The organism is uncultured Gimesia sp. (assembly GCF_937919775.1).
Classification (GTDB): Bacteria; Planctomycetota; Planctomycetia; order Planctomycetales; family Planctomycetaceae; genus Gimesia.
Genome location: NZ_CALFPF010000216.1, coordinates 1 through 25,714, shown reverse-complemented (window position 1 = coordinate 25,714; position 25,714 = coordinate 1). Strand labels below are relative to the sequence as shown.

Below are 25,714 nucleotides of genomic sequence, written 5' to 3'. Positions count from 1 at the left end.
TGACACGATCATCTAGATTGTGAGTCTGCTGGGAAATGGGTTTGCTTATATTAATATTCCAAAAAGAATCAAATTTTGTCGAAGTTTATGCAGGATATTTCCCAAGAAACAGGAATTGACAGGATTCATTGTTTCAAGAACTTCTGCTGATCTACTCGACACTTATTCTGTGCCGTCCGAATTGAAGCGGTACGCGTCAAATAAGAAATCATAAAAGTGATTTCCCGTAAGGGACGACGAAACAGAATAGAAACAAAGTGAAAATGACGGGATGACTCTCAAAGTCAAAATAGAGTCGGATAGGTTACAATGCCGCTTTCTGGACCGATGGCACAATCTGTCGGAACGCTGATCGCAGACTGTAGGATGTGGCAGGTTCGCGAAGAATTTGATCCGGCCTGCATGATTCCCTCACTCAAACACCAGACCCAGTGCATCGATAATCGCGCCGCGGCGGCCGTGGATGCCGATTGCTTTTTTTCCTGCTCCGTCTACTGACGGAACTTCTTTTTCGGAGGGCTTGCCGATCCATTCGCTGGGTTAGATGTCTGCCGGATCGAGCTGACCATCGGATTTGATGCGTTGGAAGATAATTTGAACGGCGCTGACGTATTTGGGGGCGTCGATCTTTAAACCGCCGACGGCGTAGCCTTCCTTCGCGATGATCGCTGTGCCGATTCCTGCGGAAGCGCTTCGATCATAGAGCGGTGTCAGGTTTCGGATCGCCGGTTCGCCGGCCCAGTTGCCCATCGAATATTGGAATCCGAGCAGAGTCTTTCCCTCGGCGTTCACGATGCGGAACGGGAAGCCTCCTTCGGGATTGCCGATGAGCTTGGAGTCATTGCCGTTGTCGGCAGGGGGCGCTGGGGTTGATGAATTCGGCGGATTCGGTTTTGCAGTGGGAAGGTCCGGTTGTGAACGGGGGCCAACCGGCCCGTTGGGAAATCTGTTTCCAAACTGCTCACGCGACTGGTTCGGAAACTGGTCAGGAAGCATCCCGGGGCGGTTCCGCATGAAGCCGGGGCGGGGGGGAACTGGTTTTTCGCTGGGGAGATCCGGCGCAGCCTCTGGTTCGGTCGGGTTCGTGTCCCTCTCGATGGGAGCCGGCAGCGACTGCACAGGGCGCGCTGGTCGTGGAAAATCCTGTTGAATGTGGGGGCGGTCCTCGCGGACGGCGATTCTTTGACCGGCTCGAGGGACCCGATAGATGTTGACACCCAATCCGATGCAGAAGAGGAACACACCGACCACAGTCATCACCGCGAACAGTTTCGGATTGAATCCCTGAATATAGCGGGAGGGAATCGAATCGCGTTTTTCAACGGGAATACCGGCTTCTGTGAAGTGGCGGGCCAGTTCCTTCAGGTTGATTTGTTTTGGAATGCCGACCATCTCGACATTCGAGTCCACGGTTAACAGCATGACGGAGAAGGATTTTTCCAGTTCATGAGCCGGGATGATGATGCAACGAGAGATGGCTGCGTTGGGCCATTCGGAGACTTCTCTCCATGAACCAAAAAAGCCCAGCGAGACGTAAGACCGCTGGCGGATGAGATGATCATCGTAGATCCAGATCGAACCGGAGACATGATTCCGACGTAAAAACAACGCCAGGCACGCTGGTCCCAGGCCGAGAAACACAGCCGCAAACATGGATACGGCGAGTTCGGGAGGTTTGACATGGAAGGCGAATAACAGGCTAAATATTCCGGTGGCGGCCGCCCAGACTGACAGAGCAAATCCCAAGCGAATCAGCAGGTCTCCGCGCAGATTGAGTCGGAAACCCATCGGTTCCTGCCAGTTGAATATATCAGAAGTGAGTTTGATCGGTTTGGTCAAAAATTCCCAAATACCCATGTGGAGCCCTCACTGAGTACAACGCATGTGGCGGATTACGAATGCCATCTCGATACTGAGAATCAGCAGCCCGCAAGATTGAGAACCCTATTCTAAACAACGTCAGTTTGAGATTCCAGAAGATCCGCTTACTTGATGAGAAATCGGAGTGACTTTTGAACCAGAAAATGTGAGAATGATTTTTCAGAGACTTCGAAGTACTGAATAATGGAATTCGCAAAAACGGTGGTTAAACGGTGCCTGTCAACAATCAAAATCCCTGCCGACGAGTTTTTCGCATGGCTGACGGCTTCTTCCGCTGTGCCGCTAACCTGCGGAGATGTTGTCGGCAACTGCGCGGAGCCGAAATTCGCTTGCGACTCAGCACACACCTTCCCTGGTCATCACATGTCGGAAGTCGGCGCGCTTATGTCGGTCGTGTTACATTGACAACAGATGAAATTCAGTATTTGGTTCGGCGATTGTCTGACTCAATTTGAATTGCCGTTTCGGAGTGAGACGCTGGAGCGTTCAGCGAAACAATCGACCGGTAGCTGGCGCTCCGGACCGATGCATGCGCGTAGAATCGCGAAACCGGCTGCGCAGAACTTAAGCCATCAGTTCCGCCCCCATCAGACGACACTCGCTCGTACGGTATTTGGATGATAACTCCTGCTTGTCAATTCCATCTTACTTCGACACGACATGGAAGCCGAGTGAGAGTGGCTTGGTGATGCAGTCAAGTATCAATCTTCGTTTATGAAACACGTGGTTCGAATATCACAGAGCGGCTTTCGAAGTCTCGAACACGAGCGCATTGACAGAACCTGCGCGCGAAGCGAGAATCCACGAATGACTGGCACATCGACGAATCACTATTGCGAGGAACAGAACGATGAAGACGACTCAACAAACATGGCTGAACGGGGCGCTGGCGATCGCCTTGGCCTTCGCATTGCTGAGCGGCTGTCAGCCTGCGGAAGACGTTGCGTCGAATAGCCAGCCCCCTACTGAGAAGAACCCAGTAACAGTTTCCGTAACACCAGCCGAGGCCCGCGCCATTGCCAGGGAAGCTGCCATTTACGGTTTTCCCGTCGTCGACAATTATCGCATCAATTACGAATACTTCTTCAGTCCGTACAATCCCAACTACAAGGGGCCGCAGAACACGATCATCAATACTCCCCGGGTTTATACCCCGGCGGACACTACGATTCAAACTCCCAACTCCGACACACCCTATTCGTTTGTCGGCGCAGATCTGCGTGCGGAGCCGCTGGTGCTGAGTGTCCCGGAGATCGAAAAGGAACGCTATTACTCGTTGCAGTTCATCGATGCCTACACCTTCAACTTCGCCTATGCGGGCAGTCGAACAACCGGCAATGGCGCCGGCAATTTTCTGCTGGCCGGTCCGAATTGGAAGGGTGAAAAACCCGAGGGCATCAAGGAAGTCATCCAATGCGATACGGAACTGGCGTTTGTCGTTTATCGTACGCAGTTGTTCGATCCCGCGGACATCGACAATGTGAAGCAGGTTCAGGCTGGCTACAAGGTGCAACCGCTCAGCAAGTTCCTCGGGCAACCCGCACCTCCGGCCGCGCCGAAGATCGACTACATGCAGCCCTGCACGCCCGAGGAAGAACGGAAATCACTGAAGCAGTTCGAAGTGTTGAATTTCGTCCTGCAATTCTGCCCCACCGTCCCTTCCGAAGTCGAACTGAGGGAGCGTTTAGCGAAGATTGGCATCGGCGCGGGTAAGGACTTCGATTCCGAAAAATTCTCGCCCGAAGTGAAAAAGGCGATCGAAGAAGGCATTGCCGATGCCTGGCTCGCTTTTGACGGGCTGGTCAAAGAATTTGATGCAGGCAAGGTGACTTCCGGCGACGTCTTCGGAACCCGTAAGTATCTGAATAACGATTATCTGTACCGCATGGGCGCTGCCGCCATGGGCATCTATGGCAACTCGAAGCAGGAAGCGATGTATCCCGTGCTTGCGATGGATGCCGAAGGCAAAAAACTGACCGGTGCCAACCGCTACACGCTGCACTTTGCCAAAGGCGAATTGCCTCCGGTCAAAGCGTTCTGGTCGATCACTATGTACGAATTGCCCAAGAGTCTGCTGGTGGCGAATCCGATCAACCGCTACCTGATCAATTCACCGATGCTGCCGGAGTTAAAAAAAGATGCCGACGGCGGTCTGACACTCTATATTCAAAACGAATCCCCCGGGGCGGATAAGGAATCGAATTGGCTCCCTGCACCACAGGGGCCGTTTGTTATGTATATGCGTCTCTACTGGCCGGCGGAAGCGGCGCTCGATGGCAGTTGGAAAGCTCCCCAGGTTCAAAAAGTGAGCGCCGTCGCCGCAACGTCCAGTGACGAGATAAGCAGCCTCGAAGAAATCCAGGACATTGCCGAGGAGGGTTTCATCTATGGCCTGCCGATCGTGATGAATTACGCGGTAATGTACGAGTACTCGGTAGACAAGGACTCGGGCCAGTACAAAGCGCCGTTCAATCAGATCATGAACGAAGCCCGCGTATTCACCTACAAAGACACTGCGGTAGTCACCCCCAACAGCGACACGCCGTACTCATTTCTGTGGATGGACCTTCGCAGCGAGCCTGTCGTATTGTCCGTTCCAGCGGTGGAAAAGAAACGCTACTACGCAGTGCAGCTTGAAGATGGCAACACGTTTAACTACGGCTATATCGGCAGCCGCGCCACCGGCAACGAGGCGGGAGACTATCTGGTCGCCGGCCCTGACTGGAAAGGTGAAACGCCCGACGGGATCAAGAAAGTGTTTCGCTCTTCCACGCAGTTCTCCCTCGCGGGCTATCGTACGCAACTGTTCAATGCCGAAGACATGCCGAACGTGATCAAGATTCAGGCCGGTTACAAAGTGCAGCCGCTTTCGACTTACCTGAAGCAACCTGCTCCCCAAGCGGCACCGGCGGTTGACTTCCCGAAGATTGACAAGAAATTGGCCGAGACGAACTTCTTCGCGTATCTCGATTTCGCTTTACAATTTGCCCCGGCTGGAGCGGATGAAAAAGAGATTCGCGCCAAACTGGCCAAGATCGGCGTCGGGCCCGATGCAACCATTTCGATGAAAAATCTCTCGCCTGAGCAGAAGGAGGCGATCGGCAAGGGCATGAAAGCGGGCCTCGCTAAGATCGACAACTACCTCGCCACGCAGCTCAAGCAGGTCAATGGCTGGAAAATTTCTTCTTATTTCGGCGATCGCGCATTTTTTAACGGCAATTGGCTGTTGCGCGCCGCCGGCGCCAAGGCCGGTATTTATGGCAATGATGCGATTGAAGCAACTTACCCGCTCACACGCAGCGACAGCGAAGGCAATCCACTCGACGGCAACAAGAACAATTACACGCTGACCTTCGCCAAGGGCGAACTGCCACCGGCCAATGCCTTTTGGTCGGTCACGATGTACGACGGGAAAACGCAACTCTTGATCGAAAACCCGATCAACCGCTACCTCATCAACTCGCCGATGTTGCCCGATTTGAAGAAGAACGATGATGGCTCGTTGACGCTTTACATCCAGCACAAATCGCCCGGCGCAGAGAAGGAATCGAACTGGCTCCCCGCCCCCGATGGCTCGATTTACCTGGCGATGCGCATTTACTGGCCGAAGACCGAGCCCCCCTCCGTTCTTCCGCCAGGCGAAGGTTCCTGGAAGCCGCCCGGTGTCGTGCGGGCGTCGAAGTGACAATGACGGCTTCATTTTCCACGAGACGTTGGCTGTGTGATCGTCTGATTCATAGCGTGAGATTGACGCGCGTGAACCTTCGTTAGGTGCTCTGCCAACTTGTCATCAATTTGAAAGCCAGCTTCAAAGAAATGTTTAGTATGCAGACAAGACAGGGAATCAGGTTGATCACAGTTAATTTGACTTTATGTCCGCGTGACCTAGATTTCAGCAACATCTATCTAATGCATGATTGCACTTTTTATTTTCACAAGCGGGCTGAAATAACATGGGCTACGCTATCACCCAGGCCAAACCGAGTGACGATCAGGAAGAACTGAATTCTCTGATTAATCGGAATTTTCAGAAAAGCGGCTCCCAGTGGTTTAACTGGTCTCAACGGCAGAATCCATTTGGGGAAAACCTCTGCTGGCTGGCCCGGGATGAATCAGCCGGCAAACTGATTGGTTCTACCGGCCTGTTGCCAAGACGTATGAACTATGACGGCCAGCCCTTCGCAGTCGGTCAGGCTGAAGCAATCAACATCGATGAAGCACACAGATCGGCTCAGGTAGCGCTCAAGCTGCAACGTGCCTTAATCTCTCACCTGCCCGAAACCGACTTTCACTTTGTGTACGGCATGACGGAAACTGCGGCGGCGGTCTTTAAACGATGTCGCTACAAACAAATCGGCACCTTCCAGCATTGGGTCAAACCGCTGTGCAGCGAATACAAGCTCAAGGATAAAATCTCGAACAGATTTGTCAGCAAAGGAGCGGCAGCACTCGTTGATCTGGCACTGCATCTCTATTCACTCGAATCCAGAACATTCAAGTCGCATCGCCTCAAAGTAAATTATGACGCACCGATTGATGATCGGTTTCATCGGCTTTTTAAAGAGCATGCTCACAATCTTATCATGGTCGAGCGCACTCGCGAATTTCTGGAATGGCGTTTTTTTCATGAACCGACGACTCGCTTCCAGATCATGACTTTGGAGAACCGTGAGCAAGACCTACTGGGTTATCTGGTTTATGTGATTGGGGAAACCGGCCGAAATGGTGACCATGCAGCGGGTATTCAGGACTTATTCTATCGTGACCAGAAATCATTCCAACAGCTACTGGCGGCGTTCATCCAGCACTGCCGTCAGCTCAGAATGGAAACGATCGTCATTAATTATTTTGGTCGAAAAGAGATCGCAAACATGCTCTCCCGATTCGGCTTCTTTCAACGTAAGTCGTCGACACAGGTCTTTGTGCATGACAATCCCCAGTTTAAAGACTTTCAACTGGAAGCCCTGCACGACTCCAATTGCTGGCACCTGACAAACGCCGAACGGCTGTAACTGTCTCAGGAAATATACTGTCTCTCAATGGGCATCTGGATTCAACATTATCAATAAATTCGATCTACAAGTATGCTGATTGCAATGGGGAAAACGGTTCATTTTATGTTCGCAAAACCGAGTGGATTTCTAATTGGTTCGATCCCGTGGTTGGAAATCGTGCCGATGATACCTGCTACCCGGCCTGCATTGACTATGGCAGGAGCAGGCGATGGTGGAGAAATTGCAATCGACAAGGAAAGCGAACCTTGCACTCAAAGGGAGTCTGGCTGCGTTTTTGCATTTCGCACAGTAAATCAACTCAGCGTGATCTCATGAGCGGCTGTTCTTCACTACTGCGAACAATTGTTACGATACTCAGTACCGACTCGCAGTGCGAACACACCGACAGCCTGCAGTCCATGCTGCACGGTCATGTGGCCGGATTTGGGGCTCTGCCGGATTCCCAAAGTGCCACGAAGAACCGGAGAAACTGGAGATCGAAATTTTCTCGACTGAAAGATCAGCTATGGGGAACCAGTGACCCTGGATATCTGAATTCCGTACTGTCCACGCTTGACGAAACTCAATCGAAGATTGTCATCGGTTATTGGGGAACACTGCCACTACCGGATTTGCTGGCGATAAAAAAGGCCCGACCGGATGTGAAAGTGGTACTACAGCTGCTATGTTACCCGCTGGCCTTGTCATCGGGTGGGATTCTCCGGCAGGCCTTTTATCTGCGAAGGACCACCCGATTTCTGGATGGAATCGTGTTTCCGTCGGACCTGACCGAGGGCTATGTGCGTGGCCGAGTTTTTCGCACCGGCTTTCCACCATCGGTCGTCATCCCTCCCTGCTGGCCTCGAAGCTTTCAGGCGACTGGCGAAATGCGCCCCACGGCGGCGAGTCCGAGTTTGATATTCGTCGGGCGAACAGACATGAGCAGCCCCACAGCCACTGCGGCCGACGACGTACGTCCGTTAATGAACAGCATTCTGGATGCGGGCATTGATTTACACCATGTCCGGTCGCCCGAGACGGAGGATCGGCACCCGCATCGTCGCCATTTCTCACCACTGCCGATGCGAGAATTGATCGAAAAAATTGGTGAATTTGATGCGAGTCTGATCGCGTATAACACTCAGGCATGTGCACGCGACGATCGTTTCTACCTGACAATTCCCGATCGATTGATCACCAGCGTGGCTGCGGGTGTCCCCGTGGCAATTCCGAGGCAGGGTTACGGAGCCATCAAGAGCTACCTGAAGGATTACCCCCTGTTAGAGTTCGACACGGCAGACGAACTCGCACAGACGCTTGCTGACCGCTCGCAGGTTGCGCAATTGCGCGAAGCGGCGTGGAACTCGCGAGCAAATTACGATGCGGCACGCTACGGTCCGGTGCTCGCACAGTTCCTGAATCGACTGCTTTAACAGCAACAATCAATTATCTGGTGTCCGGCCGAATCAGGACGCGAGCAGAAGGGCTCAGGGGTAGCGGAATTTGTGATTGTTCGCGGTCCTGAATTCAATGAGTTTCACGGAAATTTGATTTTCTCTTCGATCTGAGTAGCATTTGAGTGCGAACGGAACGCAAAGAAGTGGTTCAATATTCCTGGGAACTCCCTCCGTTCTGGTTGCCACCGTTCCATGTCAGCGACATCGCATAAACTTCCTGGTTCACGTTCTCACTCACGAAAGTCACGCGGCCGTCAACCCACAGCATATGCACACCGCCGGTGTGCCGTGAATTGGGCGCCGGCATCAAACCGTCAGATCCGCCGGAGGGATGCGAAACAGCCGCATTAATTCCATAACGTTCCAGGTTGGTTGAGACGATCTTCAGCGACGTGGGAGATGCCGTGTCGTTACCGACAGACGATTCACCTTCCAGCCAAATGCCGTCGTCACCAATGCCGAATGCAACCTGGCACAGGCCGGGATTCCCGGAGACAGGGAGACTGTTGCCAGGATAGATCACAAACTCCCCAAAAATTCCGGCATAGATATTTTCGGTCATCGCCACCGTGTTCGACGTACCGTCGCCCACATTGACGTACGAGAGGTTCACAGGCTTGTCAGACCAGAACATTCCTGTCCCCCATCCGCCATCGGAGGTCTCCGTATTATGACGGTTTGTCGCGATGACGCTAAACGGGAAACTGGGACTGACGTAACCAGGCTTTTGGATGAATCCTGGTGCGATCGGGGTCCCGTTGATCGAACCGCGCCCCGCATAACCAAAGTTGACCACATAGGTCAATTGGCCCGGTACACCTGAAGCCGATCCGTCATCGGGACACGTGTAAACAGGGATCGCGACCTTGCTCAAATCGTATGCCGGGTTTTGCTTCAAGGAGTCATAAACGTTTCTCTGTTCGAGGTACGGCAGCAGCGTGATTGCCCACGAGCGATACTCACCCGGGTCGCCGGCGTGAATTCCAATCAACGGAAAATCGCCGTCGTAAGTCGATGCAAAATTGTGCAATGCCAGCCCCAATTGCTTCAGATGATTCTTACACTGAGCCCGCCGTGCGGCGGCACGCGCCTGCTGAACCGCAGGCAAAAGCAGCGCGACAAGCATTCCAATTATCGCGATGACGACGAGGAGTTCAATCAGTGTGAAACCGCTTCGATGCTGCAGCCGCTTCCGACTTTTGTGACAAGATACCATTGATTCCCTTCCAGGTGCGATTCTTGATAATTCGATTCAACATAACAGGACACAAACTGGGGTTGGCTTGAGTGACCGATGGACGGCCGACTCCAGCGGCCCATTCAACGACCGATTTTTGTTCAGATGTGATGTCCCACGGGCACTTTACATCACACATGGGCTCTGGACATGTTGCCAGAGAGGTGTACATGGTATAGACCGAAAATCACATTTCAAGGTTTAACGACATAGAGATTGATAATTTCAGCAAGTCATCTGCAGATATGAATAAACAGCAAACAAAGAGTGAAAAATGCATGAAACTCATTGAGCAACTCGAAGAGACTTTGAATCGCAAACCGTTTTCACCGCGAATTTTGAAAACCTGTCGCGGTTGTGTCGAAAGTTTGAGTGAGTCGTTTGGTGAGCCTGCTCAAGTAACCGGTCCGCAGTGATTTTGTGCGACTTGAACTTGCGGAGTCTAGCGGCATCACGACCAAACTAACCGGGCGGGAATGCTTCCGAGAATCCGTTGATGAAATCCTAAGTGCTGAAGATCGTCCAGACGGAAATCATCTAATCGAATCTGATTCCGGAATAAGGTATGAGTTCCCGGAATGCGTACGGAGTCCGTTTTATGGGTAGTTTTCTCGGAGTCCCGATGAGTTGATGCGAGAGCGGCAACCAGTAGGTGGATGCGATGGTTAGATTCGGGCCTTCATCAATATCTTCAGACCCATACCAAGTATCGGACAAATCTTGGAAGATTTCCGCTGCGCAGTGTGGGCACAGTGCATCGTAGGGCATCTGAGGCACTGGGAGATCGATATTTGACTCCTCGATACCCATGCCGCCAAAGCCGAAGTCGTGTTGCTATTCCGAGAGAGGTGCACCTGATTCTTTTGATTCAGCCAATCGAGAGGCAATCGGTTCATCCATGCAATCGAGGAATACGCCAATATCCCAGAATCGCATGCGGATTTCATCTGATTTGCCAATGACTGACCGTTGGTTTTCTGGCACGTAGTAAGCCGAGTGTTCACCTATGGACGACTCCTAGCATGCCAACGACAGCCGTAACGGGGCGGCCGTCATAGACTTCAACTTCAAAAACCGCGTTATCGGCCGCTCCCATTCACGGCATGGTTAGCGGGCGTGCGTTTTCGGCCTCGAAACGCCAACATCTTTTTCGACCAGTTGCGTCAATTTGTCAACAAGCCGTTTTCGGTTTGGGCCATCCTTGGGTTCTTTGCGGCAGCCGTCGACCAACGGATTCAATTCGTCGCGGACGTCGTACAGATTCAAAAGGCTGTAAGCAGCCCGACCAGTGAAATGTTCTGAATCGCGGACGACCGAAAGCAGATGATTGACCGCATCATTATGATACCGTTCTGATGCGAGGAGTTGATCGGCCGCATCCAGCGCATCCCAATATAGACCATTTGTCATTGCCGCGTGATAGGCATCTTCGGATTCGGCAATCTTGCCTTGTTTGAGATACCAACGAGCCGCAACGAGTTTTGCTTCGGATGTGGGTGACGCGAGGATAAGATCCAGCAGTCTCTGGCGATAGTCGGGTGACAATGATTTTTGATTTCGGCGAGAGACCCAAATTCGCACTTCGGGCCATGGGACAGAATCGACGTTTTGACTCGCGAATTGGGAGTATTCAGTTGATTGATTGGTGATAAGCATCCATGCAAGGTGGAAACGCAAGCTTGATTCAAGGTTGCTTTTGTATGCGGCGAACAAATCGATGCCGAGTTCTTTCGCTCGATCATGTGCGGCATTCTCTTGTTCCTCGCGTGGCGCGCTGATCATGAAAGTGCTGAAGCCGACAAGATGCAGATCTCGCAGGAATTGGGCCTTGCGGTATTCAGCGTATGCGTACCAACCGAGGAAACACGCGACGGCGGCGAGCAGTGGAACGATGATGAGCAGTCGTCTTCGGTGGTGAATCATGAGAGGACGTTGGTCAGCCCGCTAACGTTACGGTTAACGTGGCGGCGGCCACAAACCGTTGCTTTCAAAACCGACGTGATCCGCCGCTCACGTTCAACCGATTGTTCTGTCCCAACACTGGTTGAGCTTGTTGCAAGACGCTCGCTCGCCCTGTTTGAACATTGCAGATACTTTCACGGGAGGTCATCAGGTTGGCTGGTGTTCTCCACATGTCGCCGAACAGAAAGCGTTTGGACACCTTTGACTGCGATCGCCTGATCCTTCGTCAAACCGATTGTCACAAATCCGCGTGCTGGAAACTGCGGCTGCGACGACGGATCAGTCACTTTCCAACGTACATTCACGACCGAAACGCTTTCAGCAATTGCCTTTGGCGGCTTGAATGCCGTATCCAATATATCGACGGAGGAGCCAGGCAGAACAGGGTCAGAATCCTCGACAAACAGTTCGACCATTTTTCGAAACTGAGTCGGATCATCCAATAGCTCTGGGGCATTCACATTTAATCTGAGTAGCAGCCATTCATCACCCTGTTTTTCGAGAACGACGAATATCGTCCCGGCACCGTGTTCAAACTGTGCTTGAAATGACGCGGACGCGACAATGCCGTCAGCCATCGGATTGAGGTCGAGCCTTGATGACTGCTTAGACAAAAGTGTGCCAAGGCGAGATTGCACTCGTTCGCAAATCGATTTAAAGGCGTTTAGCGAGGCAACCTCACGGAACTTTGGCGCAGTCGCAGTTTCGTAGAGCGTTTCAGCCTTCCCTTCATTGATGGACCTAAATATCGCATCGACGACGGATGAGATTTCGTCGGAAGAAGCCTCCAAATCACCAATCACTTGGTCCGAACTTTCAGGATCATCCAAACGAGCTCCGTTGCGCGAGTCTTTCGGCGAGTCGGATTCCATGCACCCTAAGACGCCCAAAAGCACAAACGCGATAACAACCGCTACGTCGGATGATTTGTGATGTGTGATCCTCATTTGACCCACGTGCCTTCAGGGACAGAACGCCGCTCTTCAGCGGACAAAACATGCTGGCGTGGCTTTTGCGCCAGCAACAGGCATGACAGTGTGTTTTGTTCCGACTGCAAGGCCTTGTTAGTGGCTATATGAAACAATGTGTTTACCTGTATCTTCATCGAACTCCCAAATTTCGACACCTAGCGGTATCAAATGGCCATACGTTCTTATGTAATAAGAGACCAAAGTTTCACTGTTTGAAGCGCGCTTATCCTTCAGTACGAAAAATATCTTTCGGTAATGCCCTGGAGCGCAATGAAAGTAATACATTGCTTCATTCCATACAGTAACTTTAGCGCTAGGGACATTACTGCCCTTTGTCCATCTATGAGATTTACACTCAACCAGAATTGCTGGCGTTTCAGAACCTAAATCAAATTTATGTATTTTAGATTTACCACCTACACCAACCTTTACTGGGAAATCTTTTTTAACTGAAATACCGTTATCTGCAAGTACATTTAATGCTATATCTTCAAAATCCCTACCCACGTGGGCATTACTTACAGATCCGATTCTTTGGAAATTTTCAGTCATATTTTTCTAAATCTTCAGTAAAGCCAAGATGGCCATTAACTATTGATAGACAGAATATATTTCTGTCTATTTTTATCAGGATTTCTGCCTATTATCAATTGGTAAAATATAAATCTATGTTCACAGTCAGGATTGTTCAGGGAAGACCGATTTGACAGCGGATGTTGATCCTCTCCTCTCTATCAGGCTTCACTAACCTCAGCTTCTATTCGACCAATGCCATTTCGCGAAATGGGTCGATTAAAAACGCATTTGAGAAAACGTTTGAGTATAATGAACGAGGGCAAGGTTGAGATCAAGCGTTTTCAGAATCTCGCGCTCGTTCGTTACCGGTATCGTGAAAATTATTCAGGTATTCGTCAGGTGACAGGTCGGAGTCTCGCATCAGTGAAAATAGCTCGTGGCCTGTACCGAGCGGCCCATCATCCATTTCATAGCACATAAAATACCCAGTGCATTCCCCGTCGTACGATTTGGCTTCCCCTTCAGCTTTGGCAATTGCGTCGTCCTCGTCAATCGCGAGGAACAAGACGATCCGTTCTTCGTATGTGTAATTCTTCTGTGATGACGCGGGAGCAACATGTCGCCAGATCGATCGCACGGCATACCATCGCAAGTCACCAAGCGTTATCTTATGATTCCTCAGCCGAATAATTATTGATAAACCAAATTCGATTCCGTCTCAATCTACCAGCATTTCGTATACTGTCAACTGAAATTCACCAGGGCTTGCTTCCACAAAAAACATTCGTGTAAGCCCGGCATGATAGTGGATCTGAAGCACTTCTGTGTCTCGCTGCTGTTGCGAATGCTTTTTTTCTGATAGGTTATACCTGCGATGCATTTCTTTTTTACATCACACAGCAGCACCAGGATCCTCATTCAGAATGAAGTCACTTACACTTTTTGTCGCCGTTATGGTTTTGTCGATCACCGACTGTTTTTCCGAAGAGAGACCGCAGCCAGTTTCGGAGCGGCCTCTTATCCAGCGTGATATTGTTGGCCTCTGGTTGATGGGGCAATCGTTATGTGAAGGTGCCGAGTCGCTGCCCATTGTCACGCAATCCGATGGTGACTGGGGAAACTATATGTTCCAGCGTGGTGTGCGCACCTGGTCTTATGGCAGGTATTGTGACAAGCCACACGAGCGACCTGCAGAACAGTTCTCCTTTGTACCACTCACTGCCACCGTCAATGGCGGACTGGGTGAGACCATCGCCAATGGTCTGGCCGATCATTTGAAATCCAGTTTCACCGGTTCTCAGAGTGACCTGAAAGCGAGGCAGAAAAAAACGCCTCATTTTTTAGTGACTTATGCAGGTCAGGGGGGACGGATGATTGACGAACTTTCCAGCGTTGATCAATCGACTGATCCTCGTACGCCGGAATCCAGGCAGCATGGCGGCGGCTATTATCAAACGAGTCTGGATGATGCCCGCCGTGCCACAGCAAACGCGGCAGCCAAGGGGGAAACTTTTGGAATTGCGGCTTTAATCTGGATGCAGGGGGAGGGCAATGCCGGGCCGACAGGCGGTATTAATCCCAGTCGCTGGGGCAAAGAAATTCCTCGTCCCGCAGGACTGCACTGGTATCGGGATCGGCTCATTGAATACCGAAAACAATGGTCGCTTGACTTGCAGAACATTACCGGACAAACCGATGAGATTCCGCTGTTTACCTATCAGACATTGAGCACCGCCGGTGAGGCACAACTGCTGGCTGCAGACAAGGATCCGCACATTACGATGGTCGGCCCGCATTACATGGTCGCAAGTGCCTTGAACAGTCGCTATGCCGGCAGATATGGTGATCCGATCCATATGTCAGCCGATGGCGAACGCTGGTTTGGCGAACAGGTGGCCAAGGTAATACATCGTGTTCTCAAGCTGGGTGAAACATGGCAGCCACTGCGTCCCTTGAAAGCCTGGGGTTCGCCGGATCGTGCCAGTGTGCTGGTCGAATTTCATGTGCCACGACCACCGCTGGTTTTGGATGAAACATTTCTTCCACGAGAACAGTTAGTAAGAGGCGAAGGTTACCACTCCCTCTATGGATTCCAGGTTCGCGACAGTGACCGTGTTGTCTCAGCGATCAAGGCAATTGAAATGGAATCGCCTTCACGACTGCGAATTCAACTGGTGTCTCCGCTCAAAACAGACACACATTTTACGCTCAGCTATGGACTGCCTTACGCGGGGCAAGTCGGAAAAATTACTCAGATCAGAACCGGACCTGTCATCGAAGGTCAGTCTACAACCGAACTGATCCTCAATCAAAAATTCGATCCTCAACTCAAGCCGCTACTGGCTGAAGGCGCCTTCTTTGTGGCCAACATGCTGGCCGGCGATGCTTACGCACAGGCACCCATTCGACATGTGACTGAAAGTGAGGGGAAAACCATACTCCGCTTTGAGAATCGGGAGCGTCGCAAGCAAAAAGATTTCGATACCGGACAGATACTCACAGCGTATCGAGGTTTCTCGTTTGGCAATCTGCGAGATTCTGATCCAGAAAAAGCCATTTATCAATTTGCCGACCCGGGTTATGGCACGCGTGCAGGGGAACCTTACCCCCTCTGGAACTGGTGCGTCCTGTTTAAGCAGTTCCCCATTTCAGATCAATGATCACTTTTGCCAATCCAATTCATTGACCGCAATCGCTTCAATAATCCACCATCATGGCGATGTCACTGGGCGAGTCAAGTTGTCTTTGATTAGGGAGTCCGTGAATTGGGTGGTTTGACGGTGTTCCGAAAAGAACACTGGAAATTCCAAGAAAGCGCCGGGAGTAACGTCAAGAACATCCGTAAACGCAGTCCTATGAAAAACAAATTGCAAACGAAACGAGTCCGAACCCAGCGCTTTGAAAAGCATCCATTGAACAGGAACCTATGGAGCGCAGGGAACTACCAGGAGAGACATGATTTCATTGACGGGCGTCGATTCGAATGTCTCCTGATCCGAGCAGATTTCGAGAATTCGATTTGCATTCGTTTCCGAAATACCGCCGCGCAGATACCGTTCGAACTTTTCTTTCAATAAAGGAATTCCTTCGGTTCGACGACGGTGATGTCCGACCGGGTAATCAACGACGACCTTTTCTGTCTGAGTACCATCTTTGAAGAAGACTTGTACCGAGTTACCGATAGCGCGTTTGTCAGGTTCGAGGTATTCACGGGTGAAACGTTCATTTTCCTGGCAGCGCATTCTGTCTCGCAGCGCATCGATTCGGGGGTCGGCAGCGACCGAGTCTTCGTAATCCTCGGCTGTCAGTCGACCGAAGATCAACGGTACGGCGACCATATATTGCAGGCAATGGTCTCGGTCGGCCGGGTTATCGAGCGGTCCTGTTTTGTTGATGATGCGGTTTCCTGACTCCTGCGTTTCGATTTCAATGCGTTCAATCTCATCCAGGCGGTCTTTCACTTCCGCATGCAAAGTCAACGCAGCTTCGACTGCTGTCTGGGCATGAAACTCGGCCGGAAACGAAATCTTGAACAGGATATTTTCCATGACATAGGTTCCGAATTTCTGGCCGAACGACAGTTGGTTGCCTCTGAACAAAACATCTTGAAATCCCCAGCCTGGTGCGGTAATGGCGGTGGGGTAACCCATTTCTCCGCGCTGGGCCAGCATGGCCAGAAAAAGACCGCGCGAGGTCGCGTCGCCGGCTGCCCACGATTTTCGCGAACCCGTATTGGGGGCATGCCGATAGGTTCGCAGTGACGAACCGTCCAGCCAGGCATGGGAAATGGCGTTGAGAGTCTGTTCGCGGTTGCAGCCCAGCATCTGTGCGGAGACCGCCGCGGAGGCAATGCGTACCAGCATGACGTGATCCAGCCCCACGCGGTTGAATGAGTTCTCCAATGCAATGACACCCTGGATTTCATGTGCCTTGATCATGGCGATGATCACATCTTTCATTGACAGAGAGCTTATCCCCGTTCGTGACTGGTAATCGGCCAATGCCAGAATCGCCCCCAGGTTATCGGATGGGTGCCCCCATTCTGCAGCAAGCCATGTATCGTTAAAATCGAGCCAGCGAATGGTAGCACCGATATTCCACGCCGCCCGGATGGGATCCAGCTCATACGATGTCCCGGGCACCCGTGAACCACCGGGAAGTTCCGCGCCCGGCACAATGGGGCCGAGCAGCTTCGTACAGGCGGGATAGTTCAGCGCATACAGTCCACAGCCGATGGTGTCCATCCAGCAATACCGGGCCGTTTCCATGGCTTCTTTGGATCGTTCTACCGCTGGTTGCCCTGTGTTGAGGTCCAATACGTAGTCGGCAATATCTTGAATCACCTGGTCAAATTCCGGGCGTGCGGCGCTATTGACGTCAGTTTCGCTCATCGATTAACGGTTCTCCAGTGTAATCCAGTCGAGATTTTCAGGGCCGGTGTAGTGGGCTCCGGGGCGAATGATCTTACCGTCCTCGCGTTGTTCGATCACGTGTGCGCCCCAGCCAGCGATACGGGACATCACGAACAAAGGCGTAAACATTGCCGTGGGGATATTCATTCTATGATACGAGACCGCTGAAAACCAATCGAGGTTGGGAAATATTTTTTTGACTTCCCACATTACCGATTCCAGTCTTTCAGCAATGTCGAACAAATTGGTTTCATTCGCTTCTTCTGACAGTTGTCTGGCCACAGATTTAATCACCGTATTTCGAGGGTCGCCTGTTGTGTAAACGGGGTGGCCGAACCCAATGATGATTTCCTTACGACTCACCCGTTCCCGGATGTCTGCTTCAGCAGAGTCGGGGTCTGTGTATCGATTCTGAATGTTAAAGGCGACTTCATTCGCGCCGCCATGTTTGGGTCCCCGAAGCGCTCCGATTGCTCCTGTGATGGATGAATAAAGGTCCGAGCCTGTGCCGGCAATCACTCGTGCGGTGAAAGTTGAGGCATTAAATTCGTGTTCGGCATAAAGAATCAGCGAGGTGTGCATCGCACGAATCCAGGAGTCGCTGGGTTGTGCATCATGTAAGAGCTGCAGGAAGTGTTCGCCGATGGAGTCGGCGTCCGTTTCCACTTCAATCCGGCGGCCGTGATTGGCGAAATGGTACCAATAGAGCAGCATTGATCCAAAACTTGCCATCAAGCGGTCAATCAGATTACGTGCAGTTTCAGGTGAATGCTCTTCGGGCTCGGGTTCGCAGGCTCCCAGCATCGAGCAGCCTGTCCGCAAGACATCCATCGGGTGTGCCGAGGCTGGGATGGCTTCCAACATGGTTTTGACAGGTTCTGGCAGTTTCCGCAGCGACTTTAATTTCGCTTTGTAAGCGGCGAGTTCCGATCTGGTTGGTAGTGAGCCATGAATCAGCAGGTAGGCCACTTCTTCGAATTCTGCCGTCTCGGCGAAATCGAGAATGTCGTAGCCGCGGTAGTGCAGGTCGTTACCTGTGCGGCCCACTGTGCAAATTGCCGTGTTGCCCGCTTCCACTCCGGACAGTGCGACCGATTTTTTAGGTTTTCTGACATCGGTTGGCGGCTCGTTCATTGTTGTTCGTCCTCCGAACGGTTCTCTGTAAAAAGTTGGTCGAGTTTGTTCTCGAAATCGTGGTAGCCAAGATAGTGATAGAGTTCGTCGCGCGTTTGCATCGTGTCGAGGACGCCTTGCTGAGTGCCCTCGTTGCGGAGAGTTTGATATACGTTGAGAGCCGCTTTGTTGGCAGCGCGAAACGCGGAGAGTGGGTACAGGGCGATACTCACTCCTGCGTCCACCAATTGGGAGGTGGTAAACAGCGGGGTCGCACCAAACTCAGTGATATTAGCCAGGACAGGAACCTGCACCGCGTCAACAAATTCTCGGTATTGCTCAAGCTGGGTCATCGCTTCGGGGAAAACCATGTCGGCACCAGCTTCCACACAGGCACACGCACGGTCGATGGCAGATTGCATGCCTTCCACGGCCAGGGCATCGGTGCGGCTCATGATCACAAAATCGTCATCAAGCCTGGCGTCAACCGCAGCCTTGATGCGATCAACCATTTCTGCTTGCGACACGATGGCTTTGTTGGGCCGATGTCCACAGCGTTTTTGCTGAACCTGGTCCTCAATGTGTACGCCTGCGGCACCTGTCTTGTTCATCGCCCGAACCGAGCGCGCGATATTGAAAGCGCCCCCCCAACCGGTGTCAATGTCGACCAGTATCGGCAAATTGGTTGCATCGGTCATCCGCCTGAGGTCAATCAGGACATCGTCCATCGTAGTGATTCCCAGGTCGGGGAGACCACAAGATCCTGCTGAAACACCTCCGCCGGAAAGATACAAGGCCCGATACCCGGAGGCCTCCGCCAGGCGTGCGTGGTACGCATTGATGGCTCCCACACACTGCAGGGGTTGTTCTTCTTCAATGGCTTTGCGAAACCTGATGCCTGCCGTTCTCACAGATCAGTTCCTTCCTTTAATACAAATGCTTCCGAATTCTTGTAACCCAAACAACCAGAAATAACTACTGCGAGGAGACTTTACAAAATCGAACATGAGACTACGTTAATTAAATACAACAATCACAAGCAGTAAAGCAAGCCAACGGCGAACTGGTCTGGTCAAGCACCGTATTTGTCGACGACGCCGATGGCAATTGAGGTATGGGTGAAAAAAACTAGCATAACAGTTTGAATCATGAATAGGGAAGTATGCACGATGAAGCCAATTCACCATTCATGTCATCAATCTGGCAATTGCCTCAACCGCTTTCACCCCGCTCCCACAGATAAATAGAACTTGAGTTATTCTAATCCATGCACGAATCCAGGAATTTCAAGTCGATTGTCAACACCACGATTTTTAACGTATCTACAGCAACAGTATCGTAAACGACACCCTTCTGGTATTCCAGGATCAGCTTACATTGGAATAGATTGCATTGCGCTTTTCATACTGAAGTCAACGGGTTGAACCTGATCCCACGAAAACGTATGAGTTCGCGGACGGTTGTGATGTCCGTTTTGATATTCGTTTTGGTTTGCGATCCTGCATTCTATGAGTTTCGCAAACAAAACACGATCAATGACAAGTGCGGCTTGTCTGTTCCACTGCCTATATGCCCCAGCCTTATCGACACAAACAAGGCGCAAGCGAAAACGGTCGTTTGATGGGGCGCTGCAACTATCAAAACCCCTTTCAACGAGTTTTCCACACGCCTGACAACCTCTTCCTCTGTGCCCGCTCACCAGCGGCGGTCTTGGTGGACCTGAGCACCAAACTGAAATCTGTTTCTCTGTTGCAGATTCGACCATTAAATCGGGAAAATGTCCCGCTACTGAGTGTGCTGACCCAGCGATCCTCTATTATTTCTAATTCTTAAAATCGAGGAATTCGGTATGGATGTGTCTTCGACTGTTTGTAGAATACCGTGAAATCAACAGGTGTCGAATCATAAAACATACCTATGCTGTCGTGTTGCGCATATATTTCGAGGGCTGATTTCGACGGGCAGGCGGTTTGCTTTAGTGTGAGGTCTGGATCGGGCAAGCAAGATTCTTGAACAACTGACCCCAATTTCAGTTGGTAAAAACAGCATCAAGGTTGCAAACCGATCTCCCGATACAAGTCAAACCACTCTCTGAAATCGTGATTATTAGAGGCGGCCTCTACATAAAATACGGCTCAGCAGGGCTTACACACATGTTTTGTGTCAAATAACAAGTTCCATGAAAGAAATACAGAAATGACATGTACCCCACCCGACTCCGAATCACTGCCCGAGTTGACAGACGCGCGGACCAGTCGACGGGACTTCCTGCTTGACGCGGGGCACATGGTTGGAGCCGCGGCGTTGGCTGCGCCGTTTGCTCTTCTGACGGGATACCAGCAGACAGCCATGGCTCATGTGAGCGAGGGTTCGGCCGTCCGACCGAACTGGGATCAATTGGAACGTAACCTGTCCGGCAATCTACTCCGGCCGGATGGGGCCGCTTATGCGGAGGCGATCAAGATTTGGAACCTTCGCTATGCTTCAACACGGCCGGCCGGAGTCGCGATGGTGGCCGACTCAAAAGACATCGCCACGGCCATCGCCTGGGCACGAGACAATCGAGTTGATTTGATCACTCGTTCCGGCGGGCACAGTTACGCCGGCTACTCAACGACTCCCGGACTCGTCATAAACCTCAATGACATGACCAAAGTTACCCTGGATCGGGCGACCGGAAATCTGACGACGTTCGGTGCGGCTAAGAATAAGGATGTCGCCGCTGCCGGCAGACTTCACGGGCGCGCCTTGCCAGGCGGGCAATGCCCAACGGTCGGCATTTCAGGCTTCGTCCTGGGCGGCGGCCTGGGGTTTCATATGCGCCAGCATGGATTGGGAATTGATTCCCTGTTATCAACCGAAATGGTGACCGAGGATGGCGAGTGTTTGCAGCTTTCCGACAAGGAATACCCGGATTTGTTTTGGGCACTGCGCGGTGGCGGTGGCGGTAACTTCGGAGTCAATACCTCGTTCACCTTCCGTACGTTCCCCGTTCCAGAGCAGGCGACCGTCTTTTCTCTAAGCTGGGAAGGTGACGCGTGCGTTCAAGCGTTCCTGGCGTTTCAGGACGTCCTGCTTGTAGCGCCGAACGCGCTGGGAGCAATCGCCGAGTTCTCGGCATCCAGAGGCAGGCAGGGAGCGGTGATCCCGAAATTTGAGATCATGGGCCAGATCATCGGACAGCAGGACGCCGCACACAAACTCTTTGCCCCCGTCATCGCGGCCGCCAAGCCCAAAACGACGCTGATCGAAACAATGAGTTTCTGGGATGCGAAGAGCTGGCTTTCCGAAGAGTCGAACGCCCCCAAACCCTTTGCCGAGCGGTCGCGGTTTCATCCCAAACCTGTAACGGAAGACGGCGTTGCGGCCATTCTGGACGCCTTGGCCAAGGTTCCGATTCTCGGCAGCAAACAGCACGTGGAATCCTCGTTTTTTGCCTGGGGGGGAGCGGTCGCCGAGGTGCCTGCGACCGCCACCGCGTTCGTCCACCGGAACGATCTGTGGCTCCAGACCTTCAACTGCTCATGGGGGCCAAACGATCCCCAGCCGGAGATAGATCGACTTATGGCGTGGCAAAACGATTTCTACAATGCGATGAAGCCGTTTGCGAGCGACCGCGCGTTTCAGAATTTCGCTGATCCGCAACTCGAACATCCGCTACAGTCCTACTACGGAGAGAATCTCAAGCGGCTGATCGACGTCAAGAAAAAGTATGATCGCAATGAGGTCTTTACGTTTGCTCAGAGTATTAAAGGATAAGCATTCGTGAGAGAGAAAGGTAATCGCCCGAACTACGTGTTAATAGATCCAGAGCGCGACGTATAGAGCCGCAGTGCGACAAACCAGGGGCTGCGGCGGACACCGTCGGGGCAAACTACTTCGCAAAAACGTTCGGTTGTTCGAACGGTTACTGAATGATTCGGCACTCGTTCTGAGGGACGCGAAGTGCATCCGAACTTGCCGTTGGCGAAATCATTATCCCGAGTTCCTGTAAGTGACGGCGAATACCGGACTGGCTGAGTCATGCAAACAATCAGTAATTGGTGATCTGAATGAACAGGTCAGGATGAATTTGATCGTCTTCACGTTGGTTGATCTTTCAAGAGATTTTTTTCGACGCCAGGACTGATGAGACTTTCGGTCTGGACTGGGAAGGGGACTACGCGATCGCAGGATTTGCGGCCTGTTTGGAAATTTGAGCCTTGTACGGTTTCTTTGGTCACACTTTTTATACCCCACCTGTATCGCGTCAGTTCGGGGAGCACTTTGTCTACCGGCCGGGAACCGGTTTCTCAAATGATAGAATAGAGGTTTCCTGCCGGAAATGAGTGGCGTTTGTCTGGTGATGATCTCTATAATGGGGGCATTGAATGTTTTGGCTGCTTTGAAACGCCTTGGAGTCCTTTTGGATTTGAAATACCGCTGATGTTCCCGCCCCGTTTATCATCATTGAACCACCTGCGAAACCGGCAGTTTCTGACTGGCACGGTGACGCTGGTCTGTTTCCTGATGACTTCCGTCGGGTTTCCTCTGGAACCTGTGGGAATGCCGCGCTCGGGCTGTCAGTGTGGCAAAGAACTCCAGCAGTCGAACCGGTGCTGTTGTGTCAAAGCCGTGAGTTCGGGCTGCTGCCAAGCCGAAACACGCTCCTGCTGTGCCCGCAAACAGATCAAGTCCTGTTGCGCGGGGAAAACAAAGCAGTCGCCTGAAGAGACGCCGGTGACCCCCGAGATCTCAGCCTGCGGCTGTGGAGGTTCTCCTGCGGGAGGGGTGCTGGTCAACAACGCCCCCCGCCTCCAGGCAAAGAAGACGGTCATTCCTGAAACAACGTTCCGGGAAAAATATTGTCCGCAGATCCTAGTGTCTTTCTCGAATCACTCGATGTCCCCTGAAACTCCCCCTCCTGAAGTGTGCTGTCTCTGAGCTTTCCTACCAGAGTCATTCTGCAGACTGATCTGAACTCAGCCTGCGCACATTCAAATTATTTTCGGGAGTTTCAACATGAAGCCTGTCAAGGAATCCTGCGCGTCACGTATGCGCGGATTTACTTTAATCGAACTACTGGTGGTGATCGCGATCATCGCCATTCTCATTGCCTTGTTGCTGCCCGCCGTCCAGCAGGCGCGCGAAGCGGCGCGGCGGAGCCAGTGCAAAAATAACCTCAAACAGATGGGGTTGGCGCTGCATAATTATGAGTCGACGCATCGAGTGTTTCCTCCGGGGGGCCTGGGTTATCCTTATGTCTGGTCTGCCCATGCTCATCTGCTCCCTTTCGTGGATCAGGCCAATCTGCAGAACCGGTTTAACTACGACGTACCGCCGCTGAATGCATTCAATTCGGGAAGTTTCGACGCGACGCAGGTCGGGAACAACGATGCGGCTGCGCGAATCCGGCTGCCACTGATGGTTTGCCCGAGCGACAAAGACGCTGTTCCCGGTTCTGACTATGCAGGGATCAGTTATCCCGCGTGTGCCGGATCGGGATTGAACGGGTCGGGAACCGCCGACGATGGTGCGATCAGTAATGCGGACGGGGTGATTTTTTCTCAGTCCCAGATCCGCTTTCGTGATGTCATCGATGGAGCCAGCAATACGATCGCCTTCGGCGAACAACTGCTGGGGGATGGCCAAGACAGCGCACCGGCGAGCGGCGACTATCGCCAGCGGGTCATTCAATTGACACTCGGGGCACAGACCACGCCCGCGGCCTGTGATCCTTCTGCAGCGCCGGCCTGGTCCGGGCAGCGGGGGGCAAAGTGGGTCAACGGCCATCTGGCCGACACGATGTATAACCACTGGTATGGCCCGAACGCATCGGTGCCCGACTGTCAGAACGGCTTTCACAATTTTGCTCTGGTCAGTGCCCGCAGCGCCCATGTGGGCGGAGTGCAGGTGGCGCTGGTCGATGGGAGCTGTCGTTTTGTAGGCGAAAATATTAATACCGATCTCTGGCGTGCGCTGGCCACCCGTGCCGGCGGCGAAGTGATCGGCGAGTATTAAACGTTTCTTTTCCTCCGGACCACCGTACGCTGGTCCGGAGGATGATTTCTTACAGGAGTTCCACATGAAAACGTTTCTCTTATCTCTGCTGGCGTTGTGTCTTTCCGTCGCGTCGGCTGCCGCCCATGACACGTGGGTCGAGAGCAATACGAATCTGATCCGCGCACGGGACGCGGTTTATATCAATCTGAAACTGGGAAATCACGGGAATCATCATCGTGATTTTAAAATCGCCAGCAAAATCGATCTGGAAGGCTGCAAGCTGGAAGTCATTGATCCTACGGCGAAGGTCTACGATCTGATCAGCGAACTGACCGATACCGGTTATGCCCCCAAAGAAGGTTACTGGCGGGGAAAGTTCGTGCCTGTGAAGCCGGGGTTATACACGGTCTCGCATTCTCTGGACAAGATCGTGAATCATGGCAAGCCGGTGCGGGCCATCAAGAGTGCGAAAACCTGTTTCGTTGTGAGTGCCCGCCTGGATCAGGTTCCCCTGGAAAATCCGGGTTTTGATCGGGCGCTGGGGCATCCGCTGGAGCTGATACCGGTGGTCAATCCCGTGACTCCGATGGGGCCGGGCAAACCAATTGAAGTCCGCGTCGATTTCAAAGGCAAACCGCTGGCTGACGTCGTCGTCTCGTTTGTTCCACAGGGGGAAACTTTGCAGGAGGGCTTCGATGAGCGTTTTGAGCGGAAGACGGACGCAGCGGGCCGTGCCTCGTTTACGCCGAAGACGGGCAACCAGTATCTGGCAGTCGTCCATCATCTGGCAAAAGACGAATCCGCGGCGGATTATCAGGAAACCGCGTATGCAGCCACGCTGACAGTATTCGTGCCGGAAATCTGCCCGTGTTGCGGGGACTGAATTTTTACCATCACCGTCGTTCTTTCCGACAAATGGATTTTATAAAAAAATCATTGTTGTCATAGATCAACGTACGCACAATGTGAAAGACGACTGTGCCATTCAGGTCTGCTCTTTTCAGGAACGAGGAGGACGTTACCATCGTTTGGCGAACCATGTCACCAGCTCAGTTCAATTCTTGACTTTCACGATTCTCCCAGTTACTGTGAGATGCAGCATACTTTCACTTCTCGGTTTCCATTCGGATCGGTTTAAACTCCCGTTATTTGATGGCAGCTGATTGAGAAGGTCTCTTCAGCGATTGAT

18 protein-coding genes and 1 pseudogene are annotated in these 25,714 nt (G+C 52.1%); 10 read left to right on the top strand and 9 right to left on the bottom strand.

All coding sequences use genetic code 11. From position 1 onward, the window contains the following. Window positions 1–540 precede the first annotated feature (540 nt). Window positions 541–1,857: a hypothetical protein gene (locus tag Q0294_RS05795; protein WP_299461833.1), complete on the bottom strand. Its 1,317-nt coding sequence runs from the start codon at window positions 1,855–1,857 to the stop codon at window positions 541–543. A gap of 874 nt (window positions 1,858–2,731) precedes the next feature. Here Q0294_RS05795 and Q0294_RS23390 point away from each other — a divergent pair. The 4 genes and pseudogenes from Q0294_RS23390 to Q0294_RS05780 all read left to right on the top strand — a co-directional run. After that, a pseudogene (locus Q0294_RS23390) lies at window positions 2,732–4,186 on the top strand (DUF1254 domain-containing protein); the annotation flags it as partial. Beyond that, the gene (locus tag Q0294_RS23385) at window positions 4,187–5,566 is read left to right on the top strand and encodes a DUF1254 domain-containing protein (protein WP_366917913.1); all 1,380 of its coding nucleotides are present in this window, start codon (window positions 4,187–4,189) and stop codon (window positions 5,564–5,566) included. Window positions 5,567–5,834: 268 nt separating this feature from the next. After that, on the top strand, window positions 5,835–6,893 hold the full coding sequence (locus Q0294_RS05785; protein ID WP_299461829.1) for a GNAT family N-acetyltransferase: 1,059 nt from the start codon (window positions 5,835–5,837) through the stop codon (window positions 6,891–6,893). A gap of 314 nt (window positions 6,894–7,207) precedes the next feature. Beyond that, on the top strand, window positions 7,208–8,308 hold the full coding sequence (locus tag Q0294_RS05780; RefSeq protein WP_299461827.1) for a hypothetical protein: 1,101 nt from the start codon (window positions 7,208–7,210) through the stop codon (window positions 8,306–8,308). Between the two features lie 172 nt (window positions 8,309–8,480). Here the strand turns inward: Q0294_RS05780 and Q0294_RS05775 are convergent, their stop codons facing one another. Next, window positions 8,481–9,548 (bottom strand): DUF1559 domain-containing protein, encoded by a 1,068-nt coding sequence (locus Q0294_RS05775; protein ID WP_299461825.1) that lies wholly within the window; start codon window positions 9,546–9,548, stop codon window positions 8,481–8,483. 299 nt (window positions 9,549–9,847) lie between these two features. Here Q0294_RS05775 and Q0294_RS05770 point away from each other — a divergent pair, with 299 nt between their 5' ends. After that, window positions 9,848–9,985 carry a hypothetical protein gene (locus Q0294_RS05770; protein ID WP_299461823.1) on the top strand — a complete coding sequence of 46 codons (138 nt, stop codon included), beginning with the start codon at window positions 9,848–9,850 and terminating at the stop codon, window positions 9,983–9,985. 691 nt (window positions 9,986–10,676) lie between these two features. On the opposite strand, the gene Q0294_RS05765 is transcribed toward Q0294_RS05770, so the two are convergent. The 4 genes from Q0294_RS05765 to Q0294_RS05750 all read right to left on the bottom strand — a co-directional run bounded on the left by Q0294_RS05765 (window position 10,677) and on the right by Q0294_RS05750 (window position 13,655). Then, entirely contained in the window at window positions 10,677–11,492 is an 816-nt protein-coding gene (locus tag Q0294_RS05765; RefSeq protein WP_299461821.1) for a DNA alkylation repair protein, read from the bottom strand. 173 nt (window positions 11,493–11,665) lie between these two features. After that, on the bottom strand, window positions 11,666–12,361 hold the full coding sequence (locus tag Q0294_RS05760) for a hypothetical protein (RefSeq protein ID WP_299461819.1): 696 nt from the start codon (window positions 12,359–12,361) through the stop codon (window positions 11,666–11,668). 234 nt (window positions 12,362–12,595) lie between these two features. Continuing rightward, window positions 12,596–13,054 carry a hypothetical protein gene (locus Q0294_RS05755; RefSeq protein ID WP_299461817.1) on the bottom strand — a complete coding sequence of 153 codons (459 nt, stop codon included), beginning with the start codon at window positions 13,052–13,054 and terminating at the stop codon, window positions 12,596–12,598. A 295-nt stretch (window positions 13,055–13,349) separates the two neighbouring features. Then, window positions 13,350–13,655: a hypothetical protein gene (locus Q0294_RS05750; RefSeq protein WP_299461815.1), complete on the bottom strand. Its 306-nt coding sequence runs from the start codon at window positions 13,653–13,655 to the stop codon at window positions 13,350–13,352. 286 nt (window positions 13,656–13,941) lie between these two features. On the opposite strand from Q0294_RS05750, the gene Q0294_RS05745 reads away from it, so the two are divergent. Next, a complete protein-coding gene (locus tag Q0294_RS05745; protein WP_299461813.1) occupies window positions 13,942–15,678 on the top strand; it encodes a phosphate ABC transporter substrate-binding protein in 1,737 nt (578 codons plus the stop codon). 264 nt (window positions 15,679–15,942) lie between these two features. On the opposite strand, the gene Q0294_RS05740 is transcribed toward Q0294_RS05745, so the two are convergent. From Q0294_RS05740 to prpB, 3 genes are read right to left on the bottom strand one after another with little or no spacing between them, the layout of a single operon-like run. Beyond that, entirely contained in the window at window positions 15,943–17,409 is a 1,467-nt protein-coding gene (locus Q0294_RS05740; protein WP_299461812.1) for a bifunctional 2-methylcitrate dehydratase/aconitate hydratase, read from the bottom strand. A gap of 3 nt (window positions 17,410–17,412) precedes the next feature. Continuing rightward, window positions 17,413–18,564 (bottom strand): 2-methylcitrate synthase, encoded by a 1,152-nt coding sequence (gene prpC, locus Q0294_RS05735; protein ID WP_299461810.1) that lies wholly within the window; start codon window positions 18,562–18,564, stop codon window positions 17,413–17,415. After that, window positions 18,561–19,454: a methylisocitrate lyase gene (prpB, locus tag Q0294_RS05730; RefSeq protein ID WP_299461808.1), complete on the bottom strand. Its 894-nt coding sequence runs from the start codon at window positions 19,452–19,454 to the stop codon at window positions 18,561–18,563. Before prpB ends, prpC begins: the two co-directional genes overlap by 4 nt. A gap of 1,285 nt (window positions 19,455–20,739) precedes the next feature. On the opposite strand from prpB, the gene Q0294_RS05725 reads away from it, so the two are divergent. The 4 genes from Q0294_RS05725 to Q0294_RS05710 all read left to right on the top strand — a co-directional run bounded on the left by Q0294_RS05725 (window position 20,740) and on the right by Q0294_RS05710 (window position 25,408). Next, complete coding sequence (locus Q0294_RS05725; RefSeq protein ID WP_299461806.1) at window positions 20,740–22,302, top strand: FAD-binding oxidoreductase; 1,563 nt, start codon at window positions 20,740–20,742, stop codon at window positions 22,300–22,302. 576 nt (window positions 22,303–22,878) lie between these two features. Next, entirely contained in the window at window positions 22,879–23,466 is a 588-nt protein-coding gene (locus tag Q0294_RS05720) for a hypothetical protein (protein ID WP_299461804.1), read from the top strand. Window positions 23,467–23,544: 78 nt separating this feature from the next. Further along, a complete protein-coding gene (locus Q0294_RS05715; RefSeq protein ID WP_299461802.1) occupies window positions 23,545–24,543 on the top strand; it encodes a DUF1559 domain-containing protein in 999 nt (332 codons plus the stop codon). Window positions 24,544–24,607: 64 nt separating this feature from the next. Beyond that, window positions 24,608–25,408: a DUF4198 domain-containing protein gene (locus Q0294_RS05710; RefSeq protein ID WP_299461800.1), complete on the top strand. Its 801-nt coding sequence runs from the start codon at window positions 24,608–24,610 to the stop codon at window positions 25,406–25,408. The last annotated feature ends 306 nt before the right edge of the window (window positions 25,409–25,714 follow it).

Coding starts and splice junctions, on each gene's coding strand:
- Q0294_RS05795 (WP_299461833.1), bottom strand. CDS start 1,857: ATGGGTATTTGGGAATTTTTGACCAAACCGATCAAACTCACTTCTGAT.
- Q0294_RS05785 (WP_299461829.1), top strand. CDS start 5,835: ATGGGCTACGCTATCACCCAGGCCAAACCGAGTGACGATCAGGAAGAA.
- Q0294_RS05780 (WP_299461827.1), top strand. CDS start 7,208: ATGAGCGGCTGTTCTTCACTACTGCGAACAATTGTTACGATACTCAGT.
- Q0294_RS05775 (WP_299461825.1), bottom strand. CDS start 9,548: ATGGTATCTTGTCACAAAAGTCGGAAGCGGCTGCAGCATCGAAGCGGT.
- Q0294_RS05770 (WP_299461823.1), top strand. CDS start 9,848: ATGAAACTCATTGAGCAACTCGAAGAGACTTTGAATCGCAAACCGTTT.
- Q0294_RS05765 (WP_299461821.1), bottom strand. CDS start 11,492: ATGATTCACCACCGAAGACGACTGCTCATCATCGTTCCACTGCTCGCC.
- Q0294_RS05755 (WP_299461817.1), bottom strand. CDS start 13,054: ATGACTGAAAATTTCCAAAGAATCGGATCTGTAAGTAATGCCCACGTG.
- Q0294_RS05745 (WP_299461813.1), top strand. CDS start 13,942: ATGAAGTCACTTACACTTTTTGTCGCCGTTATGGTTTTGTCGATCACC.
- Q0294_RS05740 (WP_299461812.1), bottom strand. CDS start 17,409: ATGAGCGAAACTGACGTCAATAGCGCCGCACGCCCGGAATTTGACCAG.
- prpC (WP_299461810.1), bottom strand. CDS start 18,564: ATGAACGAGCCGCCAACCGATGTCAGAAAACCTAAAAAATCGGTCGCA.
- Q0294_RS05725 (WP_299461806.1), top strand. CDS start 20,740: ATGACATGTACCCCACCCGACTCCGAATCACTGCCCGAGTTGACAGAC.
- Q0294_RS05715 (WP_299461802.1), top strand. CDS start 23,545: ATGAAGCCTGTCAAGGAATCCTGCGCGTCACGTATGCGCGGATTTACT.
- Q0294_RS05710 (WP_299461800.1), top strand. CDS start 24,608: ATGAAAACGTTTCTCTTATCTCTGCTGGCGTTGTGTCTTTCCGTCGCG.